Raw genomic sequence first — 25,737 nt, forward strand, 5'->3', positions numbered from 1 at the left:
ACCTACCTGCCTTTTGTCGCATTCCAGATTAGACCGCCAGGCTGGATCGCTTTGGCAATCCCTTCATGCACCGATTTATTAATCACCTGCTGATAGGCTCGTCCCAGCGCTTCCCCGTTGTTCTGCTGCTGTGTACCGGAGGAGGGATTTTCAACCGTCACCGGTGCATAGACACTGACGCCGAAGGGTGCCGCCGGACCAGCAGTGCCACCACCTACCAGACCACCAGAGGCATAGCCCTTCATCATCCGGTACAGGTTGCCGACGCCGATCCGGCTGGTAGCCTCTTTGGTGAAAACAAATTCACCACGGTGAACCACCCCGGCGGGCTCATACTTCCCACCTGAACCAGTAAAACCACCGCCCGCAAATCCCATAGCCGTTGTTGCCGAGTCAACAAGACCAACCATGGCCTGTTTCATCAGGATTTGAGTCAGCATTGACAGCGTGGAGCGTGTAAAGTCAGCCCAGTTAGCTTTCCCGGTTGTCAGCATATCGGCCATGTTCTTACTGATGCCATCCAGTGTGCTTGTTGCAGCAGATTTAACCTGACCATAAGCATCTGATGCAGAATCAACGTAGTCGGCCCAGGCGGATTTTGCACCGGACTGCCAGTCATTGCGCAGATTGTCCTGCTCTTCGTAGTAGTTTTTCAGTGCGGCCAGTTCATTCTGGTAGCCCTGATCGGTATCAGTGCCTCCCGCATTGAGCCATCCCTGACGAAGCTGTGCCTCTTCATTCTGACGTTGCGCCGCCCGGCTGCTCATCGCACCACCAGCAACCAGCGCCCGCGTTTTTTCGCCGATCTGCGTGACGTATTTCCGGGAAGTATCCTGCAGGCGATTCAGGCGCTCCTGCGCCATGATCTGATCACCGAGACGCGCGTTAACCTCTGCGCGCGAAAGGACTTCATCCTTGCTGGCCAGTAAGGATTTTTCCTGAGTGGAAAGGGTTCGTGTTTTTGCGGCTTCCTCAAGGACAGTAAACCGTGACTGCTGGCGCCAGAGTTCCTGCCGCTGCTGGCTGATGGTGTCAGTAATACTGCGGTGCTCCTGAAGTGTTCTCAGTTGCGCCTGCAGTTCAATCGTCTGTGCGCTGGCGGTATCGACGGCCCTGACGCCGGAGGGCGTTTTCACCGCCGGAGCCTTGCCCGGTTTTTTCAGTGAATCCTCGTACTCCTTTTTCGCCGCCGACATATTAATGTTGTAATCTGCCTGAAGAATGCGCCCTTCTTTCAGCGCATTATTCAGCTCATTCTGCCTTTGCGTGTACTTCTCAAGTGCAGACTGCGTTTTTGCATAGTTAGCCTGTGCCTGTGCGGCATATTTCTGCCTGTCAGACTCAGCAACCGCTTCACGGGAGGCATTCTCCTCATTCGCCCTTGCAATACCCGCCTGCTGCTGTGCCATTTCCAGCGCCAGTCTGGCTGTTTCCCTGTCATTCCAGAACCGGTCACGCGCTTCGCTGTTCACGTAACCGTCATTTTTACGCAGGTTCCAGATTTCATCCGCGCGTTTAAACGCTGCTTCTGCCTTACTGACCATCTCCTGCGCCGTATCCGGTCGCCCGACGTCCAGCGCCGCATCCCACATCGATTTAAAAGCGCGCTTCAGGGAATCCGCTGCAGACTCAATGGTCCCCATATTATCGCGCAGGGATTTTGTCTGTTCGTTAAACCCGCTGGTTGCCGCATCATTAGCCGCCTGCAGGGCAGCAGCCTCATCACCGGCACGTTGCAGTTGCGCAACATACGCAATCTGCTCAGCCGTCACATTATGGAACTGCTGGGCCATCGCGATAAGACCGGAAGTTGGGTCATTCGTCAGTTTGCCAAACGCTGCTGCAACCTTATCAACCGGAACGCCGGACGCTTCGGTAAAGCGGGAAACTGACTGGCTCATCGCATCAAAATTCGCCCCGGCGCGCACGCCAGCATTAACCAGTTCCGTCAGCGCCTCGCTCGTCTGGCTGAACGTCAGCCCGGCAGTCTGTCCGTTTCTTGCCAGAACCAGCATTCTGTCTGCCGTCAGGCCTGCTGAATTACCTGAAAGAACGAGCGTTTTATTGAAATCTGAAAGCGTGGATGAGCCCTGGTACCACGAATAAAATAACGCCCCCGTTGCCACTGACAATGCACCAACACCCACCATCAGCGGAGATATGGCCCCCGTCAGAGCCCGGAACGTGGGAATAATCCCGCCGAATGAGTCTTTAACCTGCCCGCCCTGCTGCAGCATAATGAGCCACGGACTCTGCCCGCCCGCCAGTTGCGTCGCAATATCCGTAAATTGTGCGGGCAGCATACGCATCGCATTCGAGTACTGCCCCACGGAAAGACCGGCTTTTTTTGCCGCAATTTCCTGACGCGAGAACGCCTGCCGGATACGTAACTCCGTATCATTAGCCGCGTCCCCTGTTTGTCTGAACTGTCGCTTAACGTGGGTTATCTGTTCATTAAATTTTGTCGAGTTAACGTCAAGGTTAACAACCAGATCCCCGACTGCCGTCTGGGCCATAGCGAACGCCTCCTGTCATTCCTGACGCCTTCGCCATCAACATATCGTCATCAGGCTCTTCCGGCGGCAAATCGTCGGAAGTCGGTGTCAGTATGCTGAAGATGGCAGGAGTCAAATCCGGGTCACGGAAAAACATCGATGAAAGGGTGTAGAGCAAACCTGAAAAGTGAGCATCAAGTTGCACGTCATGAAAATAGTTGTCCCGGTAGAAAATACGCCAGTCGCTGTATTCCGTGGAGGACATGCCAGCCAGCATTGCGCGCCAGTCAGGACGACTGAACTCACGCGCCAGCTTCATGACGAACGTCAGCTCGCTGGCGAGGACTTTTCCGCGGTGACCGGCTCTGCCTGAACGTCGCTTTCAGGTTCAGGAACGTCTTCTGGCGGCGGTAACATGCCGGACAGGATTTTTATCCTGTATTCAGCCAGTGCCAGCACCTCGAGAGGCCAGGTAGACAGCACCTCATCCTGTATTTTCTTAACCTCTTCTGCACCACCACCAGGCAGCGTGCCTTTCAGTGCATGGGCGTGCCATAGTGACATCGCCACCACAAATGCGCTGCCGCGCACAGTGGTTTCCATGGCTGTCTGGATATCCCCTTCTTCAACGGCTTCAATTTTTTTCAGGTATTCAAGATGCTCAATACGCTGCAGCGCCGACAGCTCATACAACGTAACGCTCGCACCGTTATGCTTTAGCGGTTCGCTTTTCAGAAACATGATTAACTCCGGGATGGGGCCGAAGCCCCGGTATTCAGGAAACGGTTACGCTGCAGATCGCCACGAAAAGGCCATCATTGGTCATGACCACAATATCTGCGGTACCTGCCGCCGCCCCTGTAATCGTGACGGTGTCATCACTTGCAGTTGCTGTCGCGACTGACGGATCGGATGAGGAAAGGCGGAAGGTTTTATCTGATGCCCCTGCAGGAGTAATCCCGACGACCACGGTGGTCGTGTCACCAATACCCACCGCTGCAGTCTCTTTATCCAGCGTGACGCCGGTTACCGGAACAACCGGCGCGCCGCTTTCTTCTGCCAGTCCAGGTTTGCCGGTGTTGGTGACTTTTGCTGTGCGGGTGATGACTTCTTTGGCAGGGATCGCCTTGCCGAGACTGCTGCACCAGCCGCGGAACACATCAACGGCACCGTTCGGGTATTTGATTTTGTAAGCGCGAACCGAGCCATCATTAAACCAGGTTACCAGGTCTTTCTGACCAGCTTCACCCGGCTTCCAGGCCAGCGTAAAGGACGTATCCCCGGCTGATTTTTCCCCCTGAGCCGTTGCACTCCAGTCTGCATCTTCATCGTCGAGATAGGTATCATCATACGACTCAGCCGTCATTTCTCCCGGAGTCAGATCCTTGATTTTCGCCAGGCGGCTCCAGTCGATATCCGAAAGCGGGTTGGCGAACGGATTCCCCGTGCCGGTATAAATCCACAGCGTGGTGCCTGCACCTTTTACAGGCTCAAGCGGGTTTGGTGTTGGCATAGCATCCTCACATTTCGTAAGTAATGGAATATTTAAGGTCGGCGGAACTCCACAGCGCCAGATCCTCATCGCGCTGGTAGTCATACCCCAGGACATTCATGAGCGTAACGATCCCCTCCAGCGCCGGAATATCCGCCATAGCCAGGTAAACACGGGACTCCATCCACTCATCCAGTTCTGAATCAGGGACCTGGGCAGGCAGAAAAACTTCTATATGCAGGGTGGCCTGCCATTCATTTGCATCCAGGACAGCATCTGTTGGTTCTGCGTCCGTCAGAAAAACAGCCACTGCCGGAAATTCATTTTCTTCAAATGTCACTGGCCGGCCGTCAAAATAAATCGCGTCATGACCGATAGTCCCTTCAAGGGCATCGATAACCGCCTGTCGGATATCACTGTGTTTCATCGTTTCAGAATCAGCCTGAGTTGGTTTTTAAGGGATGCCCGTAGCTCTTTGGGCATATCGGTTTCCATCAGTTTTGGCAGTTCATCCTTAAACGCCGTTGTCAGTGGCACCGCCAGCGGGATGCTGACGACCTCAATCGGGTAGCGGGGTTTTGCCGTTCGCCGCATAACATGCCAGCGACCGTTTTTCAGTTGCTGAATAAATGCGCCCGGAAAACGAAACGGACCAATGCGCAACACACTGTTTGCCCCTCGCCTGTCATGTTTACGGCGGGAAAGTCTGACACTGGCGGTACCGAGTTTGATCGCCGGCAGGTTACCCCGGTTTACACGGATAAGCGCCCGTGGCTTCTTCACCGTGGCACGCCTTACCCTGGTGCGCTGTTTAACCAGTTTGCGTGGCACCCGGGTGTCTTTCGATACGACGGAGACGCTTTTATTGACTGCGCGTGTCGCAACACGGTTAACCGCCTGCGCAGAAGCACGCGGCACAGCGGTAGTACTGATACTGTTCAGGTTTGCGATTGCCTGTTCCAGCCCTTTAATGGACATGCCTCCCCCTTAACGCCGTCGGTTTGATCCCGGCGGAGAACCTTTACCAAGGAAAACATGACAGCTTCCGCAATCATCCGGCCCGATACGATCAACCCAGTAAGACGAACCGTTGATCACCAGGGTATCGGAGCGCCGCAACCCGCTGACAGAAGATGTCTCCACGAACAGTGACGGGCTTGTACCTTCCACCCGGACACCACTGCCTGCATATGCGACACTCTCGGGATCATCAAAAACACCACACACCGTTTGCCCCGTCATTTCGCCGGAAGTCACTGAGGCTTCCACCCCCATAGCGCAACGAATAACATCATCAGCACGGGACAGAGCAGCATCGAAAATATTGTCGAAATCAGTCACGTCACCCCCGGTTATTTTTCGCTGGCAAGCCCACCAGCAATCAATGCTTCGGCTTCATGCGGCAGAACACGGATCGACATCCCTGTCACGGCGATGGCGACAGGCGTATTTTCTGTTTCATGCAGCGCATCGATGTGCAGGGTGGCGCGCGTAATAACCGTCACCAGCCCGGCATCCGTTACCGCGGGTTTCTCCTGCACCTGATCATCATCAGGATTGTCCGTGGCGTTATCCTGCGCGTTAATCCCGTTATCACCGGACTGTTCGTCATCGTTACCGTCGTCAAGCTCTTCCTCAAGCTCTGCAACCCGCATCGTCAGTTCTTCGATAGTGCCGGTAACGTTCACATCACGCCCAAGTTGTGCGCCAAGCGCTTTCAGGCGCTCAACCAGTTTTTCTTTTGCTGTCATGGATAGTGCTCCAGAAAAATGGCCCCGGAGGGCCATACGAGAGGAATTACGCGAGTTTTACCGAAACAAATTCATCAGGATCGGCCAGCAGCATCAGTGGCGCAGACTGGACCATCGTAAACTCACGCGCCGGATCGCCGGTCTGGATCCAGTTTTTCGGATAACGAGTGGAGGAGTTGATACCGGCATTCAGTGCGTCAACGTCCTGAATTGCGCCATAGGTACGCAGACCGCGCGCCAGAGTGTTGCCCAGCACCATAGAAAGATCCGGCAGGTAGTTCTTTTTGGCGTCACCTTCAATGTACTGCCCGGCGTAAACCACAATCGCGACATCGCCGTACATGCCCTTGTAAGACACCGCCTTGCCCAGGTCCTTGAGCGCGGTTTCCAGCTCGGAGTTTGAGCCACGACGGGTATCCAGTTTCTCTCTTACTGCCTTGAAAGAACGGAACAGTGCCCAGCCTTTCGGGTCAAAAACAATAATATTGACCACGCCGCTGGCATTAAGCGCATACGCTTCGATGTCCTCCGTCGGGTCATACGTTTCTTTGTCTTTGCCGGACCATGCAGCCCCGCCAGCCTGGGTGATGTTGTTGACGGCACTGCGCCCCATATCCACCTCAACCGGGTCAAACTTATCCCCTGTCATGGTGTATTTACCGTAGAGCACAGCCGAAACCGCCTGCATCTCTTCAACCTGCGCAATCGCCAGCTCTTCATCTTTCATGTTCTGGAGGATGATGCGGCGACGGCGGTATGCCGGATCGGCGAGGTTCTGCGGATCTTCGTCAGGCAGGCGACGAAGCGTCATTTGCGGGTTTACCTCGTGCTTCGGTTTCACATAACCCGGCGTGAATTCGGAAGTGTTACCGCCGCGTGAGCGGATCACATTGCCGGAGACAATCGGCGACACATACAGCGCCATATTCACCAGTCCGGGGATCTGAGAAAGGTAAACTTTTTCGGTGGAAAACGGATAGCTTTCACGAAAGAAGATACGCAGAAACAGCGGATCGAATTTGAATTTTTTCTCGGTAACCGCCAGCAACTGGGCAGTGGTATACATAGACATAGTTTTTTCCCGTAGAAAAAAGGCCGCTCATGCGGCCTTTATGGATGGAGATAACTGGCTGGTTAAGGGGTCACACAATACTGATGGAGGTACCGGCGAAGGCGTTGCGTCTGACGTTATCGGTTGCCGCAGCATCAGGCCACAACACATCTTCAATCCGGAAAGAGCCCGTTTTAAAGAACGTCAGTTGAGCACTGTTCTGATCGGCGTCAATCGCGAGAATGCCTGTCGCTGTGCCAGCGGCAGCACCGTCCCAGACAACCAGCTTTCCGGCAGCGGGATCAAGCATCAGCGGCGTCATCGCCGGAACACTGTCCGTTAAGGCACCGGGTGCGGATGCGGTATGTGCCGGGTCACTGTTACCCAGCGGCTGATAATGCTTAAATTCTTCGTTTGGCATTGGAACCTCTTATACAGGTGTGTTCATCAGGTCATCGGTATCAGATGCCTGGCTGGCGGCACTGACAGCACCAGGCGCGGTGTCCATCAGGCGATCAAGTGCGGTATCCGTTCTGACCTGCGCGCTCGCTGGCGCCGCGGCGAGGATCAGTTGCGCATTTTCAATCGTCATACCCGGTGTTGCCGCGAGCACCCGCGCCTGCGATTCACGGCCCTTCGCCTCTTCACAGTTCAGGATCCCCATGATTCGGCTGTTTTCGGCATTTACCGCCGCTGAAACCTGCGCGCTGATATCGGCGGGTGCAGCATTTACCGCCGCGGCAGGCATCGCACCGTCGAGAGTGACTCCGGCTGATGCGTCCGCTACAGGCTGAGTTGTTTCAGCGGATGCAGTGGTAGTTTTCATATTTCCTCCGAGGGTTATTTTCTTTCGTTTATCAAGTGCATCGCGCATCACACTGAGCGCGTCGGTGTTATTGACGAGTTCGTCTGCGATTCCGTTCTCAATGGATTCCTGTCCGGTGAAAACCGCCGCTTCGGTATCCAGTACCGCCTGAACAGTCAGGCCGGTGTACCCGGCCACCTTCTCAGCAAACATCTGTCGGGTGGCATCAATACGTGACTGAAAATCAGCACGCACATCCTTAGGCAACTTTTCGTAAGGGTTTCCGTCGACCTTGTGATCGCCGCTGTAGATGAGCGTGACTTCGACGCCGCTGGTCTTGAGTGCAGCACCGTAGTTGCTGTGCGCCATCATGACGCCGATCGAACCGGTTCTGGCGGTCTGTGTAACAAGACGACGGGATGTCGCGCTGGCGATAAGCTGCCCGGCGCTACAGTTCATGTCGTTCGCCAGCGCCCAGACCGGTTTGATATCCCGCAGACGGGCAATAATGTCAGCGCAGTCAAAAGCACCGGATACCATGCCGCCAGGTGTATCCATATCCAGAAGAATGCCGTCCACGCCGGGATCACTGATAGCCTGTTGCAAGCGGGCAATAATGCCGTTGTAACCCGTCATACCTGAATACGGTTTCAGCGAACGGGTTTTACTCACCAGCGTGCCAGAAACCGGCAAAACCGCGATACCGTCGATCACCTGGTAACTGCGTGACGGGCGCGGCCCCATCTCTTCATCGTCACCAAACAGCGCAAGAGGTTCAGCAATCTGTTCACCGCTGAGAGTGACGCCGGAAACGGTATCTGTCAGACGGGTAATACCCAACTGGCCCGCCAGCGCGCAAAAGAAAACCCGCGCATAGGCGGGTTCAAGTAGCAGCGGCTCATTAAAAGCCAGGCTGGCAATATGCGGGAGATTACGCAGCTCGGGCGTCATCTTTCTCCTCCTTAGTGGAATTCTCTAACCCGGACTGGAAGGCAGCAGCAGCCCATGAAGGCGGTTTGAGCCCGGCGGCGCGGCGCTCCATCGTTTCGCGAACCTGCTGCGCGAAAATTTCCTGATAATCTTCACCGCGTTTGGCGCACTCTTTTTCATACGTACTGAGGCCCGCTTCAATCAGCATGACCGCTTCCTGAACCTCTTTCAGTCCGTCAATAGCCATGCGCCCGGAACCAATCCAGTCGCAGTTTCCCCAGGCGCTTCGCGCTTCCTGAAAGCTGAACCTTGCCCGGGAAGGCAATGTCACAACCCGACGGATAATGGCCTCCTCCAGCCAGCAGAGAAACATCATGCACGCCTGACGGGACGCCACGAATTTCCGGCGCCCCATAAAAAACGCCCATGATTCATTGGCGCTGGCGCGGGCGGTGGAGTAACTCATCTGGGAGTAATTCCGGGACAGTTGTTCAAACGAAACGCCAAGCCCGGCAGAGATATACCTCAACAGCGACTGTTCGAAGACCGAATAGCCGTTATCCGCGTTCGGTGGCGACTGGAGATTCAGGGAATCACCCGGCATAAGGTGCGGTACTTTAGCCCCACCCAGGCGAACCGGCGCCGCAGAGTAGTACGACGCCATTTCCGCCAGCCAGCCCGTGAATTTGTTCTGCTGCTCTTTATTATCAGCGCCGAGAATAAAATCCATCGCAGTCTGGGTATCGAGTTCGCTCTCGATAGTGGCAGCATACATTGCCTTCACGATAGCGCTCTGCAACTGTGTGTTCTGCAACGTATCGAGCATCTTCATTTGCTCCATAACGCTGTAAAACTGGTTGGCGCCGCGGGTCTGGCCGTCCTCAAGCGGCTCAAAAATGTGAATAAATGAAGTGCGCCCACCAGCCAGTTCACGCGGGATATACGTCCATTTCTGCGGCATCCAGCCAGGATAACCATCATCGCTGACGTAATACCCCACCGCGGCCCCGGTGTTGTTCACCGCCACACCGGCGCGACAGTTTCGCGTGTCGCCCGTGTTATTCGGGTTACTGATACGCTTCGGACTGACCATTTTGAACTGTGTACGGAAAAGGCGTCCGGGGCTGCTGTCCCACGCGGGCTGCACACACAATTCACCATTAAAGGAGTGCATTGCCACGCCTTCACGGATCATCATCGTGAAAGTGCGTTTGCGCTCCGCATCGATAAAGCAGTTGTCGTCTTCGGCAAACTCTTTCCATGCGGCTTCCACCTCGCGGGAGAAAGCCCGGGCATCCTCTTCAGAAATGCCAAGAAAACGCCAGCTCGGACGGTGGCTCAGGCGAAAGAATGAGCCGACGATATGATCCTGGTGCAGTTGTATCGCATTTGCGGCATAGCCGTTATTCCTGACCAGATCGTCTGCGCGGGCGTTACCGCGCACAAAATTGGGCAGTAATGCCGCATCAGGGCTTTCGCTCTGCGGTTGCCACCCCCTGAGTTGACCACCAAAACCATGACCACCGCCGTGATAACCGGCGTATTCCCGTAACGACGTCCTGCCGTCCGGCCCCAAAAGTGCAGGTGTTTTCATACGTAAAATCCTGCCGGCCCCCGGCGACGTTGAGTGATACCGACCTGAACCTCCAGATCAGCAATGTATTTTTTAAGGTCGCTCACCGAAGTCACCGTAAACTCCACCCGGCGACCGTCCTTTTGTACCGTCGCCACCCGCTTTCCCGTCATCAGGTCATGCAGTGCGGCGCGGGCGCTGTCGAGATCGGATTGTGACGCCATTACTCATCTCCAGATAATGCCCTGGCGTAATCTGCCACGGTCTTTTTCGGTTTACGCGCCCCTTCTTCCTCCAGCAGGCTTACCAGAAGAGAATCAAGGTTCAACTGCCAGCGGGAAATACTGATCCGCAGTGCCGCCAGCGCATACACAAAACAGTCGAGTGCCTCATTGCGCCGCTTTTTGCTGTCCCAGACTATTTTCTTCCGCCCGTCCACCCATTTCTCAACCTGTTCCTCGGCGGTCAGCTGCTGTGCCTCAGTCAGGTCGTAAATATCAGGGTTGTTGGGGAAGTGAACGGCCCCCGGCAACGGTTCATCACCTTCGGCTACCAGGGTGAAACGGTTGTAAATCTGCTCTTTCGCGGTATCAGTACCGACTTCCGTCAGATAGACACCGTTCTTATTGCGCTTGCGAGGCATATTCGCGACGGGCTTGCCGTAAACGGATGCCCCTTTTATCGGGATCACACGGAACAGACCATGTTTTTTCGAGCGGTTATAGACAATGGTGGGATCAATACCGCCAATATCCCAGCAGATACGGGATATCGACATTTCAACGCCATTGTGTCGGGGATATGTTTTGTTGAGCGCTTCATCAACCCTGAGAAGCGTCGCCTCATCATCATGACGGCCCATGATGATCTGCCGGTCAATGAGCCAGCTTTCTTCGCCAGGCCCCCATCCCCAGACGCGCATTTCGTATCGATCAAGCTGGGAGTCGATCCCGGCGGTCAGATAGGCAACCCGATCAGGGACTGAGGCTTCAAAGTGTTCCTTACGCTCAGCCATCACATCCGCGTCAGGCCGTTCACCGATTTTCGGCTCCCACGTTTCACCCAGCGTGGTATTCACGAAGGTTTTGCGCTTTCCGGTATCCCCCTTCGTTTTGATCCAGTCCTTGACGATCTGTACCCAGGTAGTGAACGGGCTGTATGCCGTCCAGATGTGAAACGTCACGCTGTCCGGCGGGTCAATTTCTGCGCCTGTTGATGAAAACCAGGATAAACCGTCACGCGTCCAGATCCCTGTGGTATCACAGATGTACCTGGCCTCAGTAAAGTCCAGTTCCTGCTGTTTAATCACGCAGGCGTTATGTTCACAAAGGTAAAAAACACTGGCCGGTTCACCGGGCGTCCACTTCAGCCCGAATGGCGTTTCTTTATCACCAAACTTAAGATATTGCTCCTCGCCGCAGTGCGGGCAGGCAACGTGGAAACGCATGAAGTGTTCTGACTCTTTTGCCGCACGCTCAATCTGGCATGTTCCTTTCACTTTGGGCGTAGAGCCGCGGATTGATTTGGGCCACACCGAACCCTCAATACGCTTATCACCGAGAAAGGTCGGAGATCCCTCTTTTTCAATATCGTCGTCGAATGCTGCGAGCTCATCGTATCCGGCAATATCCACTGATTTTTCACGGTAGTTTTTTGCCGCCTTTCCGCCCAGGCACCAGAAGCCGCGACCGTTAGAAAAACGCTTCATACTGAGCGTGTTGTCACGGTGCTTTTTGCCGTACCACGGTGCCAGTGAAAGCAGTGAAGGAATATCCCGGATAGTCGGCTCAACATGCGACTTCATGAAGTTTTCGGCGTCGCCGTCGGTAGGAAGCCAGATCAGGGTGTTTCGCTGTTTGTGCTCAATAAAATATGCATAAACCCCGAGCAACATTTTTGAATAGCCAACACGGGCAGATTTAACGACGTTCACCTCGCGGATATAGTCGTTTCCCATCGCATTCATGATCGCGCGCTGAAAAGGCAATGTTTCCCAGCGCCCTTCCTGATAAGCAGATTCTTTCGGGAGATAATAATGGGTATCAGCCCATTCAACTGCCGTCTGCGGCTCTGGCCTGTACAGGGAATGAAGCCCCGCACTCGCAGAGTGCTGCAGTCCCTTAACCTGACTGTTCGATATATTCACTCAGCAACCCCGGTATGATTTCATCCAGCGCAGCTGCTTTGTTCATGGCTTTGATGATGTCCTTTTTGAGGAAATCAATATGTCGGTTTTCCAGTTCCGGAAAACGCCGCTGAACCGACAGAGGGATCCCATCGAGAATACTGGCTATTTCACCGGCGATCCGTGACAGCACGAACGTGCAGAATGCGGTCTCCACCACCTCAGCGGTATCTTTGGCATTTTTTAGCTCCTGGGCGTCAGCCTGTGCTCGGGTTAGCCGGTGCCGCTCATATTCAATCGTGCCGGGATGGAGGTCGGATTCCGAAGCAATGCGAAGATCCTCTACCTCTTTCCGTAATTTCTCATTCTCAATCTCCGCGTCGCGCGCGGAATACCACTCGATAGCTGCGGCTGAGTCATAGAGTACTTCGTTACCTTTTCCACCACCGCGCGCAACCGGCATCCCCTGATCCTGCCAGTTCTGTATCGTGCGCACACTGACACCGAAGATGTCAGAAAGCCGCTTTTTGTTGACCTCCATAGCTCACTCCGTGCGCAAAAAAAGAGAACGGAAACAATCTCTGGTTTTTTACCCATTTTTCTGGCTTAACGTTTCCTTTCTTTTGAGGGGGTGTTTTCTTTTAAAACAATGGATTAACGAGAAGAAGAACGGAAACGGCAAAAACCCGAAAATTTTCATAAATAGCGAGAATCTGCGCGGACGCCGCCCCGTAACAGACCAGATCGCCAGAAAGGACCCACAAAAACAAAGCAAACAAAATGTGATGAAGTTCAAGCTGAATCACTTACTCAACTTCAAATGCCGAAATAAAAAAGCATCATCTCTTGAGAAAGATGATGCTTTTATTAGAACTGGCCGTCGATGACGATTAGATTAAATTAATTTTTATGTCATAGCTTTCCAGTCCAGTCATTTTTTCCCGAGCAGTAAACTGGATATCAGCAACTTCTTTACCTGTCTTTTTTTTGAGCTCATTTATTTTTTTAGTAATGAAATCAGAAATATCCGCTTCAGTTTTTCTTTTTAACTCTTCGATTTTCATCATGCACCTCTTCTGGTCTGTATTGGCATCTATGCCCGGCAGATCCCATGATTCATGTGATAACTTGAACAACCATTGGTATCTATAAACAATAAGTTGGAAAGTTTCAATAATCAAGGGGTTAGTGCATATTGTTTATACTAATTTCGCTCAATAATCAAACAACCATTCACTACTTTAGCCACATTCATAAAGGTATGAACAGTAATCATTTAAAGAGTTTTGATGCTGCTTCAAGAATTTCTTCAGAAGTAACATCCCGGTCTGAGGCAACATAAACAATCTTATGATCTCCGGTTATAGACGGAAAACCTGCAGACATTACTTGTAGATGTGCTTTTTCCCCATTAGGGTACTCGCGCATTATTGTAGTAATACCCTTCATTACTGATACTACTACAGCGGATTCTGAATTAAAAAACACTATCACTTTTTTCATAATTCTCCCGTGTACACCCTGTCAATAAGAACCGCATAAAAAAGGCCCCATAAGGGGCCTGATTTTTATTTTCTGAAATCTAATGGAGACTGACCAGAACGAATGTACATTGCAATATTATCGAATGTAATCATTGTAGTTTTGCAAAAAATACATTTCGCGCCGAAAGGATTGCTATCTGTGACATCAAAAGATGATGTTCTGTACTGAGACCCATGGCAACAAGGGCATCTGAAGTGAATATTATTAGTAATAACAGTTTCCTTAAAGGGCTACGACATTAACTGCCGAGGGACCTTTAGGGCCCTGTTCAACACCAAACTCGACTTCCTGATTCTCATTCAGCGTCTTAAAATCGTTACTTTGGATAGCAGAAAAATGTACAAATACATCCTTACTACCATCTTTTGGAGTGATAAAACCAAACCCTTTTTCAGGATTGAACCATTTAACTAAACCAGTCATTTTGTTAGACATAATCATTACCTTTTTTGAGTAAGCCCTTGGGCAGAATGGTCCGAAAAAAATTATCAGAGAGAAAAAGCCGACAAGGAAATCTCAATAGGAACAAATAATAAAATTATTACAGTGACTGCTTCAGATAAATTTGTAACAAACCAGAGCCCCATTAACGCATGATTAACACTACATAGCAAGATATAGTTTTGTAAGGCAGTAACACTCTGCTACTGCACATGTTTTTATGTTAATTGACGAATTTTATTTTGATTCATCCCTCTGCAATACACTTTTAGTTTGCCTTAAGGATTCATATGTACGTTGACAAGTCACTCCTGCAATGTAGCGTTCGTCAGCGATTGCAGCATAACGTTTAGCTTCTGCTGCAATATCTCCGAGCATGTCGGCGAGCATTCCGGCGTCGGCTCTGGCTGTTTTGCTTCTGACGGCAGCGGCAAGATCTGCGGTGTGCTTTGCGGCGTCCAGGCGGGTGGCAAGTTTTGTTGCTTCGGTGCGCAGCTTGTTAACAGTGGCAGACAGGCCAGCAGCAGTGGCAGCAGCTTTGGCGGCTTGTGCTTGTGCATCTTTTACAGCCTCATCACGGGCAATTATGCGCCCTTGTTCAATCATGCGGGCGGCGGTCTGCGCGTTCACTGTCTGTGACGACTCAGCGCTGTCGCGTTCTGCCCACTTCTTTTCCCAACCCCGATCACTCCAGACATTTCCGGCAATGAATAAGGCGGCCACCAGCAACATCATCACCAGTGGTTTCCAGTATTTCTCCAGGATGCCCATCATGACAGGAACACATCACGCTCAGCCTTGCGGCGATTCGTGAGCCCCGGCATAACTTTTCCACCAGCTTTATTCCAGCGCAGAAACTCATCTGCAGCGCCTTTGATATCGCCAGCGTTCAATTTCTTCAACAGCGTGGATGTTGATAGCGCACTCGAGCCAACGTTGTAAGCGAACGATACCAGCGCATCAAACTGGCCTTGTGTCAGTTTCACTCTGACCAGTTTCAGCACATCGTTTTCATAACTCACCAGCCCCGTTTTCAGCAGCCGATCAGCAGTGGTCTGGTCGATAGTCATTCCAGGCTTTACTGGCTTGCCATCTACCGGGTAGGTCCAGCCGTAGCCAATCGTCCACGGTGCGCCGCCTGTTCCCGGATCTGGATAGGCGGACAGCCGGCAACCTTCGAATTTTTTTATCAGCGCAATGCCGTCAGGACTGGTTTGCATCGTCAACTCCCGCCTTTTTGGCTGCGAATTTTTTAATCAGGTTGCCGATCGAATCGGTGCCGATGTATCCAATAAAGACGCTGGCAATGTATGCGAGGTTGCTACTCAATCCGGAGAAGTCGAGCAGGTCACGAATAAACCAGGCGATCATCGCGCACATCAGCGCATCAATTAGCGTCTTCATCTTGGCGCCACCGTTATAGCGACCACGCAGGTACGCCATAATAAAAGCCAGCATTGCACCAATACCCTGCTCCTTAGCGGCAAATAGCGCAGCGATGAAATCTTGTTTGTATGGCATTTTCATAGGCCTCACCTCCGATAGTTCGGATGGCGCTGTGTGTGATTGAAAGAAATCAGGCTTCCGGGCTCTTTTGTAAACGTGAAAAAAGAAGGTGATTCCCGGAGCCTGAAGATGATGATCACCACAGCGGGATGACGTGATGATCGTTATGTCTTATCCAGTTCGCGGATTTCCTCCACAGTCTGAATAAATCGCTCTGTTTCCAGCTCAACACCGATTGCCCGTCGCCCCAGCCTCATAGCCGCTTTAATGGTCGAACCTGATCCCATGAAGAAATCAGCCACAACATCACCCGGCCTGCTGCTGGCGTTAATGATCTGCTGCAACATGTCTGCTGGCTTTTCACAGGGGTGTTTCCCGGGGTAAAACTGAACCGGCTTATGCGTCCAGACATCGGTGAAAGGAACAGAGACTGAAACAGAAAAGAACCGCCGGAGAGACTTATACTCTTCCAGCAATTCTGAATACTTCCGGTTCAACGAATGCCACGTGGCCACCAGTTGGTGGTGTGGTGTGTCGAGTTCATTGTTTCGATGCTTATCGAATGCAACCTGAGTGAATAGTTCCTGCAGTTTCTGGTAATCCGCTTCGCCCGGCAGTTGCCATTGAGATGCACCGAACCAGTGGGACACCATATTCTTTTTCCCGGTCGCATCGGCGATCTGCTTAGAGGAAACCCCCAGCGATTCACGCGCGTCACGGAAATATGAAATCAGCGGCGTCAGCACATGCTGTTTGAGCTCGTTACTTTTCTCTGCGTATCCATCACTCTTGAGCTTATATGGGCCCTGGTAATGTTCAGCGAAGAGAATGCGCTCAGTCGCAGGGAAGTATGACCGCAGGCTTTCTTTGTTGCAGCCATTCCAGCGACCGGAAGGTTTTGCCCAGATGATGTGATTAAGGACACTGAACCGCTCCCGCATCATGATTTCAATATCAGACGCAAGGCGATGCCCACAGAACAGATAAAGGCTACCGGCGGGTTTCAAAACACGCCAGAACTCAGCCAGGTATCCATCAAGCCAGCGTAAAAAATCCTCGTCCCCTTTCCACTGGTTGTCCCATCCTTCAGGCTTCACCCTGAAGTAAGGTGGATCCGTAACGATAAGGTCAATGGAGTTATCAGGGAGAGAAGCGATGTAATGCAGGGAGTCAGCGTTGATTAACTCAACACTGTTTATTTTTACAGTATTTTTCATAGATCAGTAAGCGTAACTCTGGTAGGCTCACTATGCTTTTGCGCTAAAGCAGTGGGCCCTGGTTAGCTTGTGACCTGAAAGCATGAGCTGATGGCTGGCTGGGTGCGTCAACACCCACCAGCCGCCCATTTCCACAGCAAAAGCCTCCTTAAAAGGAAGCCGCAGGTATAAAAAAGGCCGCCCGTAGGCAGCCTTAAAAATCTTACTTCCACCATCGCGAAGGATGAAGGGTTTTATGACGAGGCTTGATGTAAACCTCATAGGAATGAGACGGCTTGTCTACTTTTATAATTGGTAATTCCCAACCAGTATTCAGCGAAATACTTTTCTGACTAGCAGACACTGATACTGTGCCAATCTCAATGTTTCCTGTAATAGCTACGACCTTCTTGGTCGCTAATCTATTTTTAAACATGGCTAACTCCTGTATGCCAACGCCGCAAAAGTGCGACATAGATCACACTATCAGCAGTTTAAAAAACATGCAACAAAAAACCCGCCTGAGCGGGTTTATAAACGTTAGACATTCAAAGCCCATCGTTACGAAAATACTAACCACATTTTTTGAATATTGCAAGCATCGTGCAGCGAAAATCATTAAAAATGTAGCTATCGTGTCACTTTCCGTAATTGCAGCTCTGCGAATGCTTCTTCCTGCCAGCATTTAGTGACCAGCTTATTGATCACTTCACCATAACCGCTGTACCAGGTGTAATTCGTCAAATCAGGAATGACCTTTTGCACCTGCGCCCGGGCAATAGTTGTTGGCAGCCTGCTGTAACGATTGCCATTACAGCGACCGCATACTTTCATTACCGGCACGCCGTGGAGTTTAGTGCGCTTCTCATCAAGTACAGTTCCCTTCCCCCTACATCCTCTGCATGCTGTCGAGACAGTTCCCTTACCGTTACAGTGCTGACAAACTTCTTCAACTTCCTCATGGCGGATCATAGGCTCTACACCTTTTACGCCTGGATGTTTTACAACATCACACATTGAACGTAACACCCCTTCACCATTGCAATGTGGGCAAACTGATTTACTCGCCGCCGAACGGGAATAGTCCTCATATGCAAACTTCACCAGTACAGGAAGAATTTCAAGGCGAGACTTCTCACTTAGTTTTTGTAATACCGGATTTTTCATTGCCAGGGCGTAGTTAAAAAGCCCCTCCAGTGCAGGTGCTGGATCCTGTATTCCCATCTTTGCCAGAAACAGATTAAACCCAAGTGGTGCCACTGACTGCACCATGCCCTGCGCAGCCATCACATCAGTGATTGTTAACGCCTCAGAGCTGGTTCCCGGCGTTTCATCATTTAGTTTCGGTGATTTTGGTGAGTAAAATTTTGGTAATGATTCAAGGTTCATACTTGTTCTCCACTTACGCCAGCACACCAATTGCAAGCGCGCGATCGATAAAACGAAATATCAACTCCAGCTGCGAGCCGTATTTCTCTTCGAATGCCACGGTATCCGCATGTAACTCGTCGTGATGCTTTCTGCACAAAGGCAACACCCAGAGGTCATGCGCTTTTGTCCCCATGCCGCCCTGACCGTGACCTATCAGGTGGTGCGGATCATCTGCCTGCTTACCACAGCAGGCGCACGGTTGGGCCTTCACCCATCGCGTGTATTTCTCATTTTCCCAGCGTCGGCGCTTCGGGCGTAGCATGAAGCTTTCCGGCGATTCCGGATCAATCCTGAGTGTCAGTACCTTCTTCGCCTTCTCCTGCACAATGCTGGTGGCCGGTAACGAGGGCACAATATCGCTTTCTCGCATGATGGATTTCGGCTCTTCACCCGGTAGTCTCAGCGCCTTATGCGCAACACTTTCCGGGATCACGTCACCCAGATCACTTCTGACCATCCACCAGCACAACTCCGGGAGAGTCAGAACATGCGACTCAGAGAAACCTAAATCTGTTCGAATGACTGACAAAATCCAGGATACCAGGTTTTTGCTGGCTATACCTGCAAGCTGTTCCGTGTATTGACCAGCGAGGGTGTGATCGCAGTGCCAGCACAGCCGGATGCTACCAGGCTGATGGCGCATTATCGTGAAATTCTTGTCGTGCCATGTTGAATGGGGCCACTGGCATTCGAACTTTTTGTTTAACCAGCCATCAAGCGAAGACAATCCACCAGCGCGCTGAATAACACGCTGATTTTCAAATATCCCACTCATTACCGGATCGTCTGCCAGTGGTTGAACCGCTGCCGGCACATGACCAGTATCGTAAGAGGCCATGCTTTCAGGTTCTGGCTCAAGTAAGACCCGACCACGCATGAATAGCGGCATCAGTTCAGCACCGGGTCGGAAAAGCACAACCCCCATTCGGTGGGCTATTTCCGGTGTTAACAAAGCTCTCACGCTGCCTGCCCCTTAGCGATATGTTCCGCCCATAGACCGCCGATCCAGCGCACCCCCTTAGCAGTAAACCGCGCCTGGCTGAATGCGTGGTTTGAAGTGACAGAGGTCCCCGTCTTAACCTCAAATCGCCCCGCATCAATGTGCGCCGCCATCGGTGTAAGCGTACCACCCAGGCGGTAAAGGATGCCGCGATCAATCAGAAACAGGCGGAACTCGTTTTCCTTTGCCTTAAGTAATTTTGCCACCTGCCGGAACGACATTGACCCACTGGCAGAGCAGTAGCGATCGACAAATTCCACCTTTGGCGCCGCGGCAGCCAGTTCAGTGGCTAGTTTCTGCTTTTGCTCCGCCAGATCAGCGGCAAGCCGCAGTGCTTCAGAGAATGACTGAGGGATCGCCTGCTGTTGCGCCTGCTCAAGTTCCTGCCATCGATCAACAAGCCGCGCAGTGAACTCAGGCGACAACTGAGCCACAACCACATAACTGTCCCGCTTTCCTATCAGGTAGACGGCTACAGACTGATTGAGGTGATTTTTAACTTCCCCCATCGGGGGGAGTTTAATAACCCCGCGCTCTGCCAGCCGTTCAATCGAGCGCTTAACGTGGTCATGACGTGATTCCACTAAATCAGCGATATCACTGCTGGACATGGTTAACGCCACGGTTGCTAACTGATTCATAATTGCTCTCCACTTATCAGGCGGCTGCACCCGCCCCCGGTTCAAATTTGGTGATAGTGATTTCCACTTTCCCCTTTGGGATAATCGGCCCCCACTCCACCAGCATTCTTTTCACCTGGCTGTCGTCCTCCCAGATCCCCGCATGGGTAAGAGCGTCGAACAGCGCTTTGTTGTAGTTATCCAGATCCCGGATCCGGTTGTCCGGTGGGAACAGGATTATTTCAACAGCCGCCGGTGACGATGATGGCTTCGGGAGCATGCGCAGTTGTTCAATGATTGCCGCACATGCTGACGACTGGAACTGGCGACCTTTGGCACTTATCAGGTGACGCCCCGCCAGCGGCCCCTTATTCGGGGCGCGCCAGTACGTGTTCACACTCGGAGGAAACGGCAGCACCAGTTTCATACCGTGATCCCCTTGTTTTTGAGATAGGTGATTGCGCGGTCCTTCGCACCATCCTCACCATTCACAAGCGCATGCAGCAGGGAATCTGCATCAGCAGCGTTCTCCTGATCGTTGATGGCTATTCCCCGCGAAACGCCACGCGTAAGGGTGATAGCCCCTTTTCTCTCCAGCGCGCGCAGATGATCCGCAGCGGCATTTGGGGAGCTGCATCCCAGCAGCGCCGAAAGTTCTGTATTGGTTGGAGGATAACCATGCTCGCATTGAAAGCTGATCAGGGTATCCAGTACATGCTGCTGGCGAGCCGTTAAGTTCATCATGCTGCCTGTTCCTCCTTGCTCACTCATAACTCAGGCAAATAGGCGCGCACCAGCGCTTCAGTGAAAGGTGGCTGTATTGTTTCTGCCTGGCGGGCCTTACCAGCGACAAATGTGACCAGCGACATAAACGCCTTCCCTTTTTCCTCCAGATCGGTACGGCTGATGTAGCTGAAACGCTCGCCGCGCCAGGACTTATCGAACACGGCGATTGCACCAGCAAAAAATGCGCTGGTGGGCTTTTGCTTTTCATCCAATGGAACGAACCATGATGGCAGGTCGAAACCAATACGACCTCGAATGAACATGATGTGATCGGCATCTTCCGGCCACCATGTTTCACTTGTGGCTGACTTAATGAGGTAGATATATCTCCCTCCTTTTTCACGCATCACCATTGTGTAATTCATGATGTGGGTCATGCCAGTGATCGCTTGCTTTTCATGGTACTGAGAGCGGCTATATGGTGGATTCGCAAACGCGGCACCGCCCAGTTCCTCCAGCCGTTCAGACCAGTCCTGCGTCAGCGCATTATCTTCGGCGGTGTACCATACCGGGCATTTCGCGTTATCGTCGTCAGCAAACAGATCCAGAACCAACGGCCCGAATATTGCGTTGATCCCCCAAAACAACAGATCCGGAGTACGCCATTGATCGCCAACCTCTTTCAGTTCGTGGGCTGGTTTGCTACGCAGTTCCGCCAGCGCCTGGCAATATTTGTTTGTCATTATCCCCTGAACCCCTTTGGAATTTTGGTATCAACCGGACCGAACTTCATTGGGTCACGTTTCTTTTCACCCCAGCATTCACGTGCCGGACGCCCCTTCTTGTCCCAGCGGATCCCGCTTTGCAGATACCCCTCAAATTTTTTCGGGCCAAACAGTGTTTCAGGGCGCATGTACTGGTACTGCTCATCGTTGCCGTTCCAGTGCTCGTGTTTCAGGTCAATAACCAGTTGCAGGTCAGCAACGCTGTAACCTTCACGCAGACGAGCACGAATGTTTTCCAGCGAGGTTTTTGATTTCTGAAAGCGGGAGCCGCTGACCTGGTTCAAATGGGTTAAAACCAGAATGGCGTTATCGGTGATCGCAACTTCAGGGTCTGGTTGCAACGCAACCGGACAAGAAGGTTTTATGATCTGTTTGTGGTGATCTGAGTAATGATCTGTATAGAGAATAGGTTCCGCGACTTCGCGGTTATGGTTCCGCGATTCTGCGTTTTCGGTTCCGTGATTCTGCGGAATAGGTTCCGCGACTTCGCGTTTCCCGTTCCGCGATTCTACGGAATCCAGTGTTGTAGGGAATAAAGCCTCGATTAATGCATCCCCGTCGATACGGTAGTGCGTCTTTTTCGTACCGTTTACCTGCTTTTGCGCTTTATCAACAATTCCAGGTAACCAGCGAGTGCAAATCTTGTTTACCAGCCGTTGTACCTGGTCTTCACTGACTCCACGAATTTCCGCAGCTAACTCACTGTGCTCTTTGTAGAACCAGCCATCCTTCAGGTCTGATTTCCCGGACCAGAAGACCAACTGGTTGAGAACTGCCCCCAAAGCATGCGCCTGCTGATCACCGGAAAAAAAATCAAGGTAAGGGACCGGGATTGTTATTGCGTTGCGCTGGCCCGACAGCGACTGAACGATTTCAAATATCTGGCTCATGATCGTCCTTTATCTCAGTAAACTTGCGCTGGAACTGTTCGAGCGGGCTGAAGCATTCATGCTCATAGCCATTGCGCAGGTAGATAACGCGGTGAGTTTCCGGTTCCCATCGGATAATGCGAACGGGGATACCGTAGTGGTCTTTGAACCATCGGTTAAGTTCTCGCATAAGGACTCCCCTCTACGGCGCCATACCCCCACAATTGCCATCGCCCGACTGTGGTTACAGGGAACCCAGCGGCCTGATACCATGCGCTCATACCGAAACATGATGTAACCCCGAACAGGGAATGCACGTAGTTGCGGTATGCGGTTCTTTACCGTTAAACTGTTCATGCGTTAGTTTCTCCACTGATACGACACGCCACGGCGCCCGGAGCTGCACACTCGCGGGCGTCACTCTTTTTCGGCGCACAAAAGACGCGAAAAAGCAGCGTTAAGTGTTCCTGCCATTTAGCCATCACCTGATAGCTGTTCTCTTCGATCTGCGCTCGTTCCTTCTCATCAATCACACCGTCTGCTGTTGCCTTGCGAACGTACTGCGAGTGCTTGCCAATCCACTCGACTGACTCCATCAGGCGCTGGTTGATATCGCCGTTCTCAATCTCTTCAACATCAGCCAAAGGCACAAAAACACCGTTGGAGTGACGTGCGATAGCATTCGCAATATGGTTTGAGCCACCAGCTCTCTGTAACACCATTGCCCAGCCAAGCGGGAAGATCTGATCACCATCAGCCCTAAGGCGGTTAAACAGTGCATTTTCAGTAACGCCCAACCACTCAGCAGCCTCGGCATAACCACCAGGCAATTCGGTGATCGTCTTTTTGATTGCGCCCACCAGCCAGGATGGTTGCTTATCAACTTTCCATTCGGGTTCTTTTCCCACGGCTTGTTCCTCTCTTCTGTGGTTATAAAAAACGAAATATTTGTTACTGTTTTGGATAAATGTCAGGACGAAGATCGGATTTGCTGATAATTCCAGAAGTGGTTTCTTCCAGCTTTTTAGCTAAGGAAAAACCGGCTTTTTTGTAACCATTAAAAACTAAGCGCAGGTAGCCAGGTGTTGACCCAACGCTTCCGGCTAAATCACCTTGTTGCTCTTTGGTTAAAGAGTCCCAATACTCTTTCATGATATGTACCTCCTGTGTACATATTACACGAAAGAAATGAACCATCAAGGTACTTGTACCACTGAGGTACACATTGTTTAATTTACTGATGAAAACTATCCAGGAAATCAGGCGGTTAAACGCCAGAAAATTGAGAGATGGTGTTGGCGGTAATACTTACTTTGCTAACATGATCGATCGCGAGCCAACCCAGACCAGCAGGTTCATGGGAGAAGGTGCCACCAAAGGTATTGGTGACACTATGGCCAGACACATCGAAAAATGTTTCGATCTTCCTCAGGGGTGGTTAGATACAGAACATCAAACGACTAATGTTGCAAAAGAACCTGATGTTTCCGACACTAATAGAAACATTACTATGGTTCCCGTTATATCTTGGGTGCAGGCAGGAGCATGGACCGATTCTGGTTATGCTGAGGTAGATTTGAATAGTGTTGAAACCTATCCTTGTCCCGTGCCATGCGGGCCTATGACATATATCCTACGTGTAATTGGAGACTCAATGATCGACGAATATCGTCCTGGCGATATGATTTTTGTCGATCCTGAGATCGCTGCAACGCATGGTGATGATGTCATAGCCCTAATGCATGATTCTGGTGAGACAACATTTAAAAGGCTTATAGAAGACAGTGGTGCAAAATTTCTCAAAGCATTGAACCCTAACTGGCCTGAGCCATACGTCAAGATTAATGGTAATTGCTCAATAATTGGTACTGTAGTTTTCTCAGGAAAGCCCAGAAGATACAGACATAAACCTTAATTTTTCACAGTAAACCTGCTTCGGCAGGTTTTTTTATGCTTGACAATGTACCTTGACGGTACATAATGTACCTACAAGCAACAGCGAACAGGCAGGACGCCCACGAAGTAGCCGTCGGTGGCGTATGAATAACCGGATGATTCGCAATAGTGATTAGGGAGGGTTTATGAACAAAACGCAAAAAATGACGCCGCAAGAATTCTGGGCGTCAGTAAGGACGACTGCATCACTTAAAATCGCTCAATTTCAACTTCAACATCATCTTGAGAGGCGTTACCAAAACGAGCTTCAGGAGGAAGTTTCCAGCCTTTCATCTCTTGTGCAAGAGCTAACCGGATATCCTCTCTGTCCATCGAGCGACACTGAGAAATCTTCCAATGATGCTTTTGACAAAGGTAAAGGTACACAGCCTCAAATCCGTCAATGCCAGACGGGTATCCGTTCTCTTGCGCAAGATGATCACCAAAGCATTCAAGAGAGTAGTTAAGGTCGGCTAGTGCTCTCTGGAGCTTCCACCTTACGTAATACCGTTCTTTACTCATGTAGCTTTCCTTCCTAGTTATACGGACTTAGAAGGATAACACCGCGCCTGACGTGGATAAAAGCAGGCCAAAGCAATAAGAAACACATCCCTGTTCTGGCGGCCCGGCGTTTTCCCGTGTATTTCCGGCAACCGCCAGCCTTTTCAGGGCACAACATGCAAGCGCACTCCTTCACTTACCAGTTATGGGTGACAGGTGTGAAACGGCGGAGTGCGCTTGCAGTTGTGGTGAAGTGCAGCCCTTAGAGGTAACCAGAAGATAAGCATCTGGCGCCACAACCCAATCACGTAGCCAGCGTGGTACCAGGAAGTAAGAAAGCTGTGTGTAGTCTTGGCGGTACCAGGGTCTTCAACCTGACAAAAGGGGGACGAAGATAATGTTCTACCTCGGTACCGCCCTTTTTTACAAAACAGACAAGGGCATCACCGGGCGACGGGCTCATAACCCAATCCACCCGGGCGGTTGCAGCCGCAGGTGCTCTTGTCTGTTTTGTGGAGAAACTAACTGGCGGTTGCGACCGCCAACTCGAGGGTTAAGACGATGAGTAATGACCGCATGACCGTAGTGCCCGATTTTCTGGGCGAACTGGATGCCGGAGTGTTCATGAACAAGATCGCCGCAGCGCTGAATACCACCGCGCTCGGCGTTCTGAACAACGGCAACAAAGGCAAGGTAGTCCTCACCTTTGATTTTGAGCGTATGGGTAATTCCGTCGAAGAGAAGCGCGTCAAGATCAAGCACAAGCTGAACTACAGCACCCCGACGCCGCGCGGTAAAGCGTCTGAAGAGGACACAACCGAAACCCCTATGTGGGTCAACAAAGGCGGGAAGCTCACCATCCTCCAGGAGGATCAGGGGCAACTGTTCGGGATCACCGGCGCGGTGGACGGAAAGCTTAAAGCGGCTCAGTGATCCGCAGCAACAAATTCACTGATACCA

The 25,737-nt window shown here is 51.6% G+C and carries 35 protein-coding genes and 2 pseudogenes; 3 read left to right on the forward strand and 34 right to left on the reverse strand.

All coding sequences use genetic code 11. From position 1 onward, the window contains the following. Positions 1–2 precede the first annotated feature (2 nt). From KI228_RS13415 to KI228_RS13575, 34 genes and pseudogenes are all read right to left on the reverse strand, one after another. Positions 3–2,516: a phage tail tape measure protein gene (locus KI228_RS13415; RefSeq protein ID WP_141227563.1), complete on the reverse strand. Its 2,514-nt coding sequence runs from the start codon at positions 2,514–2,516 to the stop codon at positions 3–5. After that, positions 2,500–2,814, reverse strand: a pseudogene (locus tag KI228_RS13420) (phage tail assembly protein T); the annotation flags it as partial. The pseudogene KI228_RS13420 and the gene KI228_RS13415, both read right to left, overlap by 17 nt. A gap of 8 nt (positions 2,815–2,822) precedes the next feature. After that, positions 2,823–3,236 (reverse strand): phage tail assembly chaperone G, encoded by a 414-nt coding sequence (gene gpG / locus KI228_RS13425; protein ID WP_141227564.1) that lies wholly within the window; start codon positions 3,234–3,236, stop codon positions 2,823–2,825. A gap of 34 nt (positions 3,237–3,270) precedes the next feature. Next, a complete protein-coding gene (locus KI228_RS13430) occupies positions 3,271–4,008 on the reverse strand; it encodes a phage tail protein (RefSeq protein ID WP_044266887.1) in 738 nt (245 codons plus the stop codon). Between the two features lie 7 nt (positions 4,009–4,015). Beyond that, positions 4,016–4,414, reverse strand: coding sequence for a phage minor tail U family protein (locus KI228_RS13435; RefSeq protein WP_141227565.1), 399 nt, complete (start codon positions 4,412–4,414; stop codon positions 4,016–4,018). Next, positions 4,411–4,965, reverse strand: a complete 555-nt coding sequence (locus tag KI228_RS13440; RefSeq protein WP_141227566.1) for a phage tail protein — start codon at positions 4,963–4,965, stop codon at positions 4,411–4,413. The genes KI228_RS13435 and KI228_RS13440 overlap by 4 nt, the downstream gene beginning before the upstream one ends. Positions 4,966–4,974: 9 nt before the next feature. Beyond that, on the reverse strand, positions 4,975–5,328 hold the full coding sequence (locus tag KI228_RS13445; protein WP_141227567.1) for a head-tail joining protein: 354 nt from the start codon (positions 5,326–5,328) through the stop codon (positions 4,975–4,977). An 11-nt stretch (positions 5,329–5,339) separates the two neighbouring features. Next, the gene (gene gpFI / locus KI228_RS13450) at positions 5,340–5,738 is read right to left on the reverse strand and encodes a DNA-packaging protein FI (protein ID WP_141227568.1); all 399 of its coding nucleotides are present in this window, start codon (positions 5,736–5,738) and stop codon (positions 5,340–5,342) included. 46 nt (positions 5,739–5,784) lie between these two features. Further along, a complete protein-coding gene (locus KI228_RS13455) occupies positions 5,785–6,810 on the reverse strand; it encodes a major capsid protein (RefSeq protein ID WP_044257429.1) in 1,026 nt (341 codons plus the stop codon). 70 nt (positions 6,811–6,880) lie between these two features. After that, positions 6,881–7,210, reverse strand: a complete 330-nt coding sequence (locus tag KI228_RS13460; RefSeq protein WP_094465318.1) for a head decoration protein — start codon at positions 7,208–7,210, stop codon at positions 6,881–6,883. A 9-nt stretch (positions 7,211–7,219) separates the two neighbouring features. Continuing rightward, positions 7,220–8,545, reverse strand: a complete 1,326-nt coding sequence (locus KI228_RS13465) for a S49 family peptidase (RefSeq protein ID WP_141227569.1) — start codon at positions 8,543–8,545, stop codon at positions 7,220–7,222. Further along, positions 8,526–10,118, reverse strand: coding sequence for a phage portal protein (locus KI228_RS13470; RefSeq protein ID WP_141227570.1), 1,593 nt, complete (start codon positions 10,116–10,118; stop codon positions 8,526–8,528). The genes KI228_RS13465 and KI228_RS13470 overlap by 20 nt, the downstream gene beginning before the upstream one ends. Further along, positions 10,115–10,321 (reverse strand): phage head-tail joining protein, encoded by a 207-nt coding sequence (locus tag KI228_RS13475; protein ID WP_043001120.1) that lies wholly within the window; start codon positions 10,319–10,321, stop codon positions 10,115–10,117. Before KI228_RS13475 ends, KI228_RS13470 begins: the two co-directional genes overlap by 4 nt. Continuing rightward, positions 10,321–12,243 carry a phage terminase large subunit family protein gene (locus KI228_RS13480; RefSeq protein ID WP_141227571.1) on the reverse strand — a complete coding sequence of 641 codons (1,923 nt, stop codon included), beginning with the start codon at positions 12,241–12,243 and terminating at the stop codon, positions 10,321–10,323. The genes KI228_RS13475 and KI228_RS13480 overlap by 1 nt, the downstream gene beginning before the upstream one ends. After that, positions 12,218–12,763 carry a terminase small subunit gene (locus tag KI228_RS13485; RefSeq protein ID WP_044258782.1) on the reverse strand — a complete coding sequence of 182 codons (546 nt, stop codon included), beginning with the start codon at positions 12,761–12,763 and terminating at the stop codon, positions 12,218–12,220. Before KI228_RS13485 ends, KI228_RS13480 begins: the two co-directional genes overlap by 26 nt. A 349-nt stretch (positions 12,764–13,112) precedes the next feature. Next, on the reverse strand, positions 13,113–13,286 hold the full coding sequence (locus tag KI228_RS13490; RefSeq protein ID WP_141227697.1) for a GnsA/GnsB family addiction module toxin: 174 nt from the start codon (positions 13,284–13,286) through the stop codon (positions 13,113–13,115). A gap of 208 nt (positions 13,287–13,494) precedes the next feature. Further along, entirely contained in the window at positions 13,495–13,725 is a 231-nt protein-coding gene (locus KI228_RS13495; RefSeq protein WP_043001123.1) for a hypothetical protein, read from the reverse strand. Between the two features lie 65 nt (positions 13,726–13,790). Beyond that, entirely contained in the window at positions 13,791–13,979 is a 189-nt protein-coding gene (ymcF, locus tag KI228_RS24325) for a cold shock small protein YmcF (RefSeq protein ID WP_071887719.1), read from the reverse strand. A gap of 10 nt (positions 13,980–13,989) precedes the next feature. Further along, positions 13,990–14,202 carry a transcription antiterminator/RNA stability regulator CspE gene (cspE, locus tag KI228_RS13500; RefSeq protein ID WP_042319517.1) on the reverse strand — a complete coding sequence of 71 codons (213 nt, stop codon included), beginning with the start codon at positions 14,200–14,202 and terminating at the stop codon, positions 13,990–13,992. A gap of 243 nt (positions 14,203–14,445) precedes the next feature. Further along, complete coding sequence (locus KI228_RS13505; RefSeq protein WP_046401841.1) at positions 14,446–14,982, reverse strand: DUF2514 domain-containing protein; 537 nt, start codon at positions 14,980–14,982, stop codon at positions 14,446–14,448. Next, positions 14,979–15,428 (reverse strand): lysozyme, encoded by a 450-nt coding sequence (locus tag KI228_RS13510; RefSeq protein WP_046401840.1) that lies wholly within the window; start codon positions 15,426–15,428, stop codon positions 14,979–14,981. Before KI228_RS13510 ends, KI228_RS13505 begins: the two co-directional genes overlap by 4 nt. Further along, positions 15,412–15,735 carry a phage holin, lambda family gene (locus KI228_RS13515; protein ID WP_090049440.1) on the reverse strand — a complete coding sequence of 108 codons (324 nt, stop codon included), beginning with the start codon at positions 15,733–15,735 and terminating at the stop codon, positions 15,412–15,414. The genes KI228_RS13510 and KI228_RS13515 overlap by 17 nt, the downstream gene beginning before the upstream one ends. 143 nt (positions 15,736–15,878) lie before the next feature. Beyond that, positions 15,879–16,931, reverse strand: coding sequence for a DNA-methyltransferase (locus tag KI228_RS13520; RefSeq protein WP_141227572.1), 1,053 nt, complete (start codon positions 16,929–16,931; stop codon positions 15,879–15,881). A 202-nt stretch (positions 16,932–17,133) separates the two neighbouring features. Beyond that, complete coding sequence (locus KI228_RS13525) at positions 17,134–17,346, reverse strand: hypothetical protein (RefSeq protein ID WP_156594895.1); 213 nt, start codon at positions 17,344–17,346, stop codon at positions 17,134–17,136. Positions 17,347–17,540: 194 nt separating this feature from the next. Next, the gene (locus KI228_RS13530) at positions 17,541–18,299 is read right to left on the reverse strand and encodes an antitermination protein (RefSeq protein WP_141227573.1); all 759 of its coding nucleotides are present in this window, start codon (positions 18,297–18,299) and stop codon (positions 17,541–17,543) included. 13 nt (positions 18,300–18,312) lie between these two features. Then, a complete protein-coding gene (locus KI228_RS13535; RefSeq protein ID WP_141227574.1) occupies positions 18,313–19,302 on the reverse strand; it encodes a DUF968 domain-containing protein in 990 nt (329 codons plus the stop codon). Continuing rightward, positions 19,299–19,982, reverse strand: coding sequence for a phage antirepressor KilAC domain-containing protein (locus KI228_RS13540; protein WP_141227575.1), 684 nt, complete (start codon positions 19,980–19,982; stop codon positions 19,299–19,301). Before KI228_RS13540 ends, KI228_RS13535 begins: the two co-directional genes overlap by 4 nt. A 16-nt stretch (positions 19,983–19,998) precedes the next feature. Next, the gene (locus KI228_RS13545; RefSeq protein WP_046401832.1) at positions 19,999–20,388 is read right to left on the reverse strand and encodes a RusA family crossover junction endodeoxyribonuclease; all 390 of its coding nucleotides are present in this window, start codon (positions 20,386–20,388) and stop codon (positions 19,999–20,001) included. Continuing rightward, the gene (locus KI228_RS13550) at positions 20,385–20,705 is read right to left on the reverse strand and encodes a LexA family protein (protein WP_317987694.1); all 321 of its coding nucleotides are present in this window, start codon (positions 20,703–20,705) and stop codon (positions 20,385–20,387) included. The genes KI228_RS13545 and KI228_RS13550 overlap by 4 nt, the downstream gene beginning before the upstream one ends. 32 nt (positions 20,706–20,737) lie before the next feature. Next, a pseudogene (locus KI228_RS13555) lies at positions 20,738–21,430 on the reverse strand (phage N-6-adenine-methyltransferase); the annotation flags it as partial. Beyond that, the gene (locus KI228_RS13560; protein WP_212807470.1) at positions 21,430–22,362 is read right to left on the reverse strand and encodes a conserved phage C-terminal domain-containing protein; all 933 of its coding nucleotides are present in this window, start codon (positions 22,360–22,362) and stop codon (positions 21,430–21,432) included. The gene KI228_RS13560 and the pseudogene KI228_RS13555, both read right to left, overlap by 1 nt. Next, entirely contained in the window at positions 22,346–22,531 is a 186-nt protein-coding gene (locus KI228_RS13565; RefSeq protein WP_212807472.1) for a DUF4222 domain-containing protein, read from the reverse strand. The genes KI228_RS13560 and KI228_RS13565 overlap by 17 nt, the downstream gene beginning before the upstream one ends. Positions 22,532–22,694: 163 nt before the next feature. Continuing rightward, positions 22,695–23,249: a YmfL family putative regulatory protein gene (locus tag KI228_RS13570; RefSeq protein ID WP_125339915.1), complete on the reverse strand. Its 555-nt coding sequence runs from the start codon at positions 23,247–23,249 to the stop codon at positions 22,695–22,697. A gap of 43 nt (positions 23,250–23,292) precedes the next feature. Beyond that, the gene (locus tag KI228_RS13575; RefSeq protein WP_044268867.1) at positions 23,293–23,493 is read right to left on the reverse strand and encodes a helix-turn-helix domain-containing protein; all 201 of its coding nucleotides are present in this window, start codon (positions 23,491–23,493) and stop codon (positions 23,293–23,295) included. Between the two features lie 88 nt (positions 23,494–23,581). Here KI228_RS13575 and KI228_RS13580 point away from each other — a divergent pair, with 88 nt between their 5' ends. The 3 genes from KI228_RS13580 (at position 23,582) to KI228_RS13590 (ending at position 25,710) form a co-directional block, all read left to right on the forward strand. Then, a complete protein-coding gene (locus tag KI228_RS13580) occupies positions 23,582–24,256 on the forward strand; it encodes a LexA family protein (protein ID WP_141227698.1) in 675 nt (224 codons plus the stop codon). Between the two features lie 166 nt (positions 24,257–24,422). After that, positions 24,423–24,743 carry a hypothetical protein gene (locus KI228_RS13585; RefSeq protein ID WP_212807474.1) on the forward strand — a complete coding sequence of 107 codons (321 nt, stop codon included), beginning with the start codon at positions 24,423–24,425 and terminating at the stop codon, positions 24,741–24,743. Positions 24,744–25,338: 595 nt separating this feature from the next. Next, on the forward strand, positions 25,339–25,710 hold the full coding sequence (locus KI228_RS13590) for a hypothetical protein (protein ID WP_001515608.1): 372 nt from the start codon (positions 25,339–25,341) through the stop codon (positions 25,708–25,710). Positions 25,711–25,737: the final 27 nt, after the last annotated feature.

Origin of the sequence: Citrobacter amalonaticus, from assembly GCF_018323885.1 — a bacterium.
GTDB lineage: Bacteria > Pseudomonadota > Gammaproteobacteria > Enterobacterales > Enterobacteriaceae > Citrobacter_A > Citrobacter_A amalonaticus.

Coding starts and splice junctions, on each gene's coding strand:
- KI228_RS13415 (WP_141227563.1), bottom strand. CDS start 2,516: ATGGCCCAGACGGCAGTCGGGGATCTGGTTGTTAACCTTGACGTTAAC.
- gpG (WP_141227564.1), bottom strand. CDS start 3,236: ATGTTTCTGAAAAGCGAACCGCTAAAGCATAACGGTGCGAGCGTTACG.
- KI228_RS13430 (WP_044266887.1), bottom strand. CDS start 4,008: ATGCCAACACCAAACCCGCTTGAGCCTGTAAAAGGTGCAGGCACCACG.
- KI228_RS13435 (WP_141227565.1), bottom strand. CDS start 4,414: ATGAAACACAGTGATATCCGACAGGCGGTTATCGATGCCCTTGAAGGG.
- KI228_RS13440 (WP_141227566.1), bottom strand. CDS start 4,965: ATGTCCATTAAAGGGCTGGAACAGGCAATCGCAAACCTGAACAGTATC.
- gpFI (WP_141227568.1), bottom strand. CDS start 5,738: ATGACAGCAAAAGAAAAACTGGTTGAGCGCCTGAAAGCGCTTGGCGCA.
- KI228_RS13455 (WP_044257429.1), bottom strand. CDS start 6,810: ATGTCTATGTATACCACTGCCCAGTTGCTGGCGGTTACCGAGAAAAAA.
- KI228_RS13460 (WP_094465318.1), bottom strand. CDS start 7,210: ATGCCAAACGAAGAATTTAAGCATTATCAGCCGCTGGGTAACAGTGAC.
- KI228_RS13465 (WP_141227569.1), bottom strand. CDS start 8,545: ATGACGCCCGAGCTGCGTAATCTCCCGCATATTGCCAGCCTGGCTTTT.
- KI228_RS13470 (WP_141227570.1), bottom strand. CDS start 10,118: ATGAAAACACCTGCACTTTTGGGGCCGGACGGCAGGACGTCGTTACGG.
- KI228_RS13475 (WP_043001120.1), bottom strand. CDS start 10,321: ATGGCGTCACAATCCGATCTCGACAGCGCCCGCGCCGCACTGCATGAC.
- KI228_RS13485 (WP_044258782.1), bottom strand. CDS start 12,763: ATGGAGGTCAACAAAAAGCGGCTTTCTGACATCTTCGGTGTCAGTGTG.
- KI228_RS13490 (WP_141227697.1), bottom strand. CDS start 13,286: ATGAAAATCGAAGAGTTAAAAAGAAAAACTGAAGCGGATATTTCTGAT.
- KI228_RS13495 (WP_043001123.1), bottom strand. CDS start 13,725: ATGAAAAAAGTGATAGTGTTTTTTAATTCAGAATCCGCTGTAGTAGTA.
- cspE (WP_042319517.1), bottom strand. CDS start 14,202: ATGTCTAACAAAATGACTGGTTTAGTTAAATGGTTCAATCCTGAAAAA.
- KI228_RS13505 (WP_046401841.1), bottom strand. CDS start 14,982: ATGATGGGCATCCTGGAGAAATACTGGAAACCACTGGTGATGATGTTG.
- KI228_RS13510 (WP_046401840.1), bottom strand. CDS start 15,428: ATGCAAACCAGTCCTGACGGCATTGCGCTGATAAAAAAATTCGAAGGT.
- KI228_RS13515 (WP_090049440.1), bottom strand. CDS start 15,735: ATGAAAATGCCATACAAACAAGATTTCATCGCTGCGCTATTTGCCGCT.
- KI228_RS13520 (WP_141227572.1), bottom strand. CDS start 16,931: ATGAAAAATACTGTAAAAATAAACAGTGTTGAGTTAATCAACGCTGAC.
- KI228_RS13525 (WP_156594895.1), bottom strand. CDS start 17,346: ATGTTTAAAAATAGATTAGCGACCAAGAAGGTCGTAGCTATTACAGGA.
- KI228_RS13530 (WP_141227573.1), bottom strand. CDS start 18,299: ATGAACCTTGAATCATTACCAAAATTTTACTCACCAAAATCACCGAAA.
- KI228_RS13540 (WP_141227575.1), bottom strand. CDS start 19,982: ATGAATCAGTTAGCAACCGTGGCGTTAACCATGTCCAGCAGTGATATC.
- KI228_RS13545 (WP_046401832.1), bottom strand. CDS start 20,388: ATGAAACTGGTGCTGCCGTTTCCTCCGAGTGTGAACACGTACTGGCGC.
- KI228_RS13550 (WP_317987694.1), bottom strand. CDS start 20,705: ATGATGAACTTAACGGCTCGCCAGCAGCATGTACTGGATACCCTGATC.
- KI228_RS13560 (WP_212807470.1), bottom strand. CDS start 22,362: ATGAGCCAGATATTTGAAATCGTTCAGTCGCTGTCGGGCCAGCGCAAC.
- KI228_RS13565 (WP_212807472.1), bottom strand. CDS start 22,531: ATGCGAGAACTTAACCGATGGTTCAAAGACCACTACGGTATCCCCGTT.
- KI228_RS13575 (WP_044268867.1), bottom strand. CDS start 23,493: ATGAAAGAGTATTGGGACTCTTTAACCAAAGAGCAACAAGGTGATTTA.
- KI228_RS13580 (WP_141227698.1), top strand. CDS start 23,582: ATGAAAACTATCCAGGAAATCAGGCGGTTAAACGCCAGAAAATTGAGA.
- KI228_RS13585 (WP_212807474.1), top strand. CDS start 24,423: ATGAACAAAACGCAAAAAATGACGCCGCAAGAATTCTGGGCGTCAGTA.
- KI228_RS13590 (WP_001515608.1), top strand. CDS start 25,339: ATGAGTAATGACCGCATGACCGTAGTGCCCGATTTTCTGGGCGAACTG.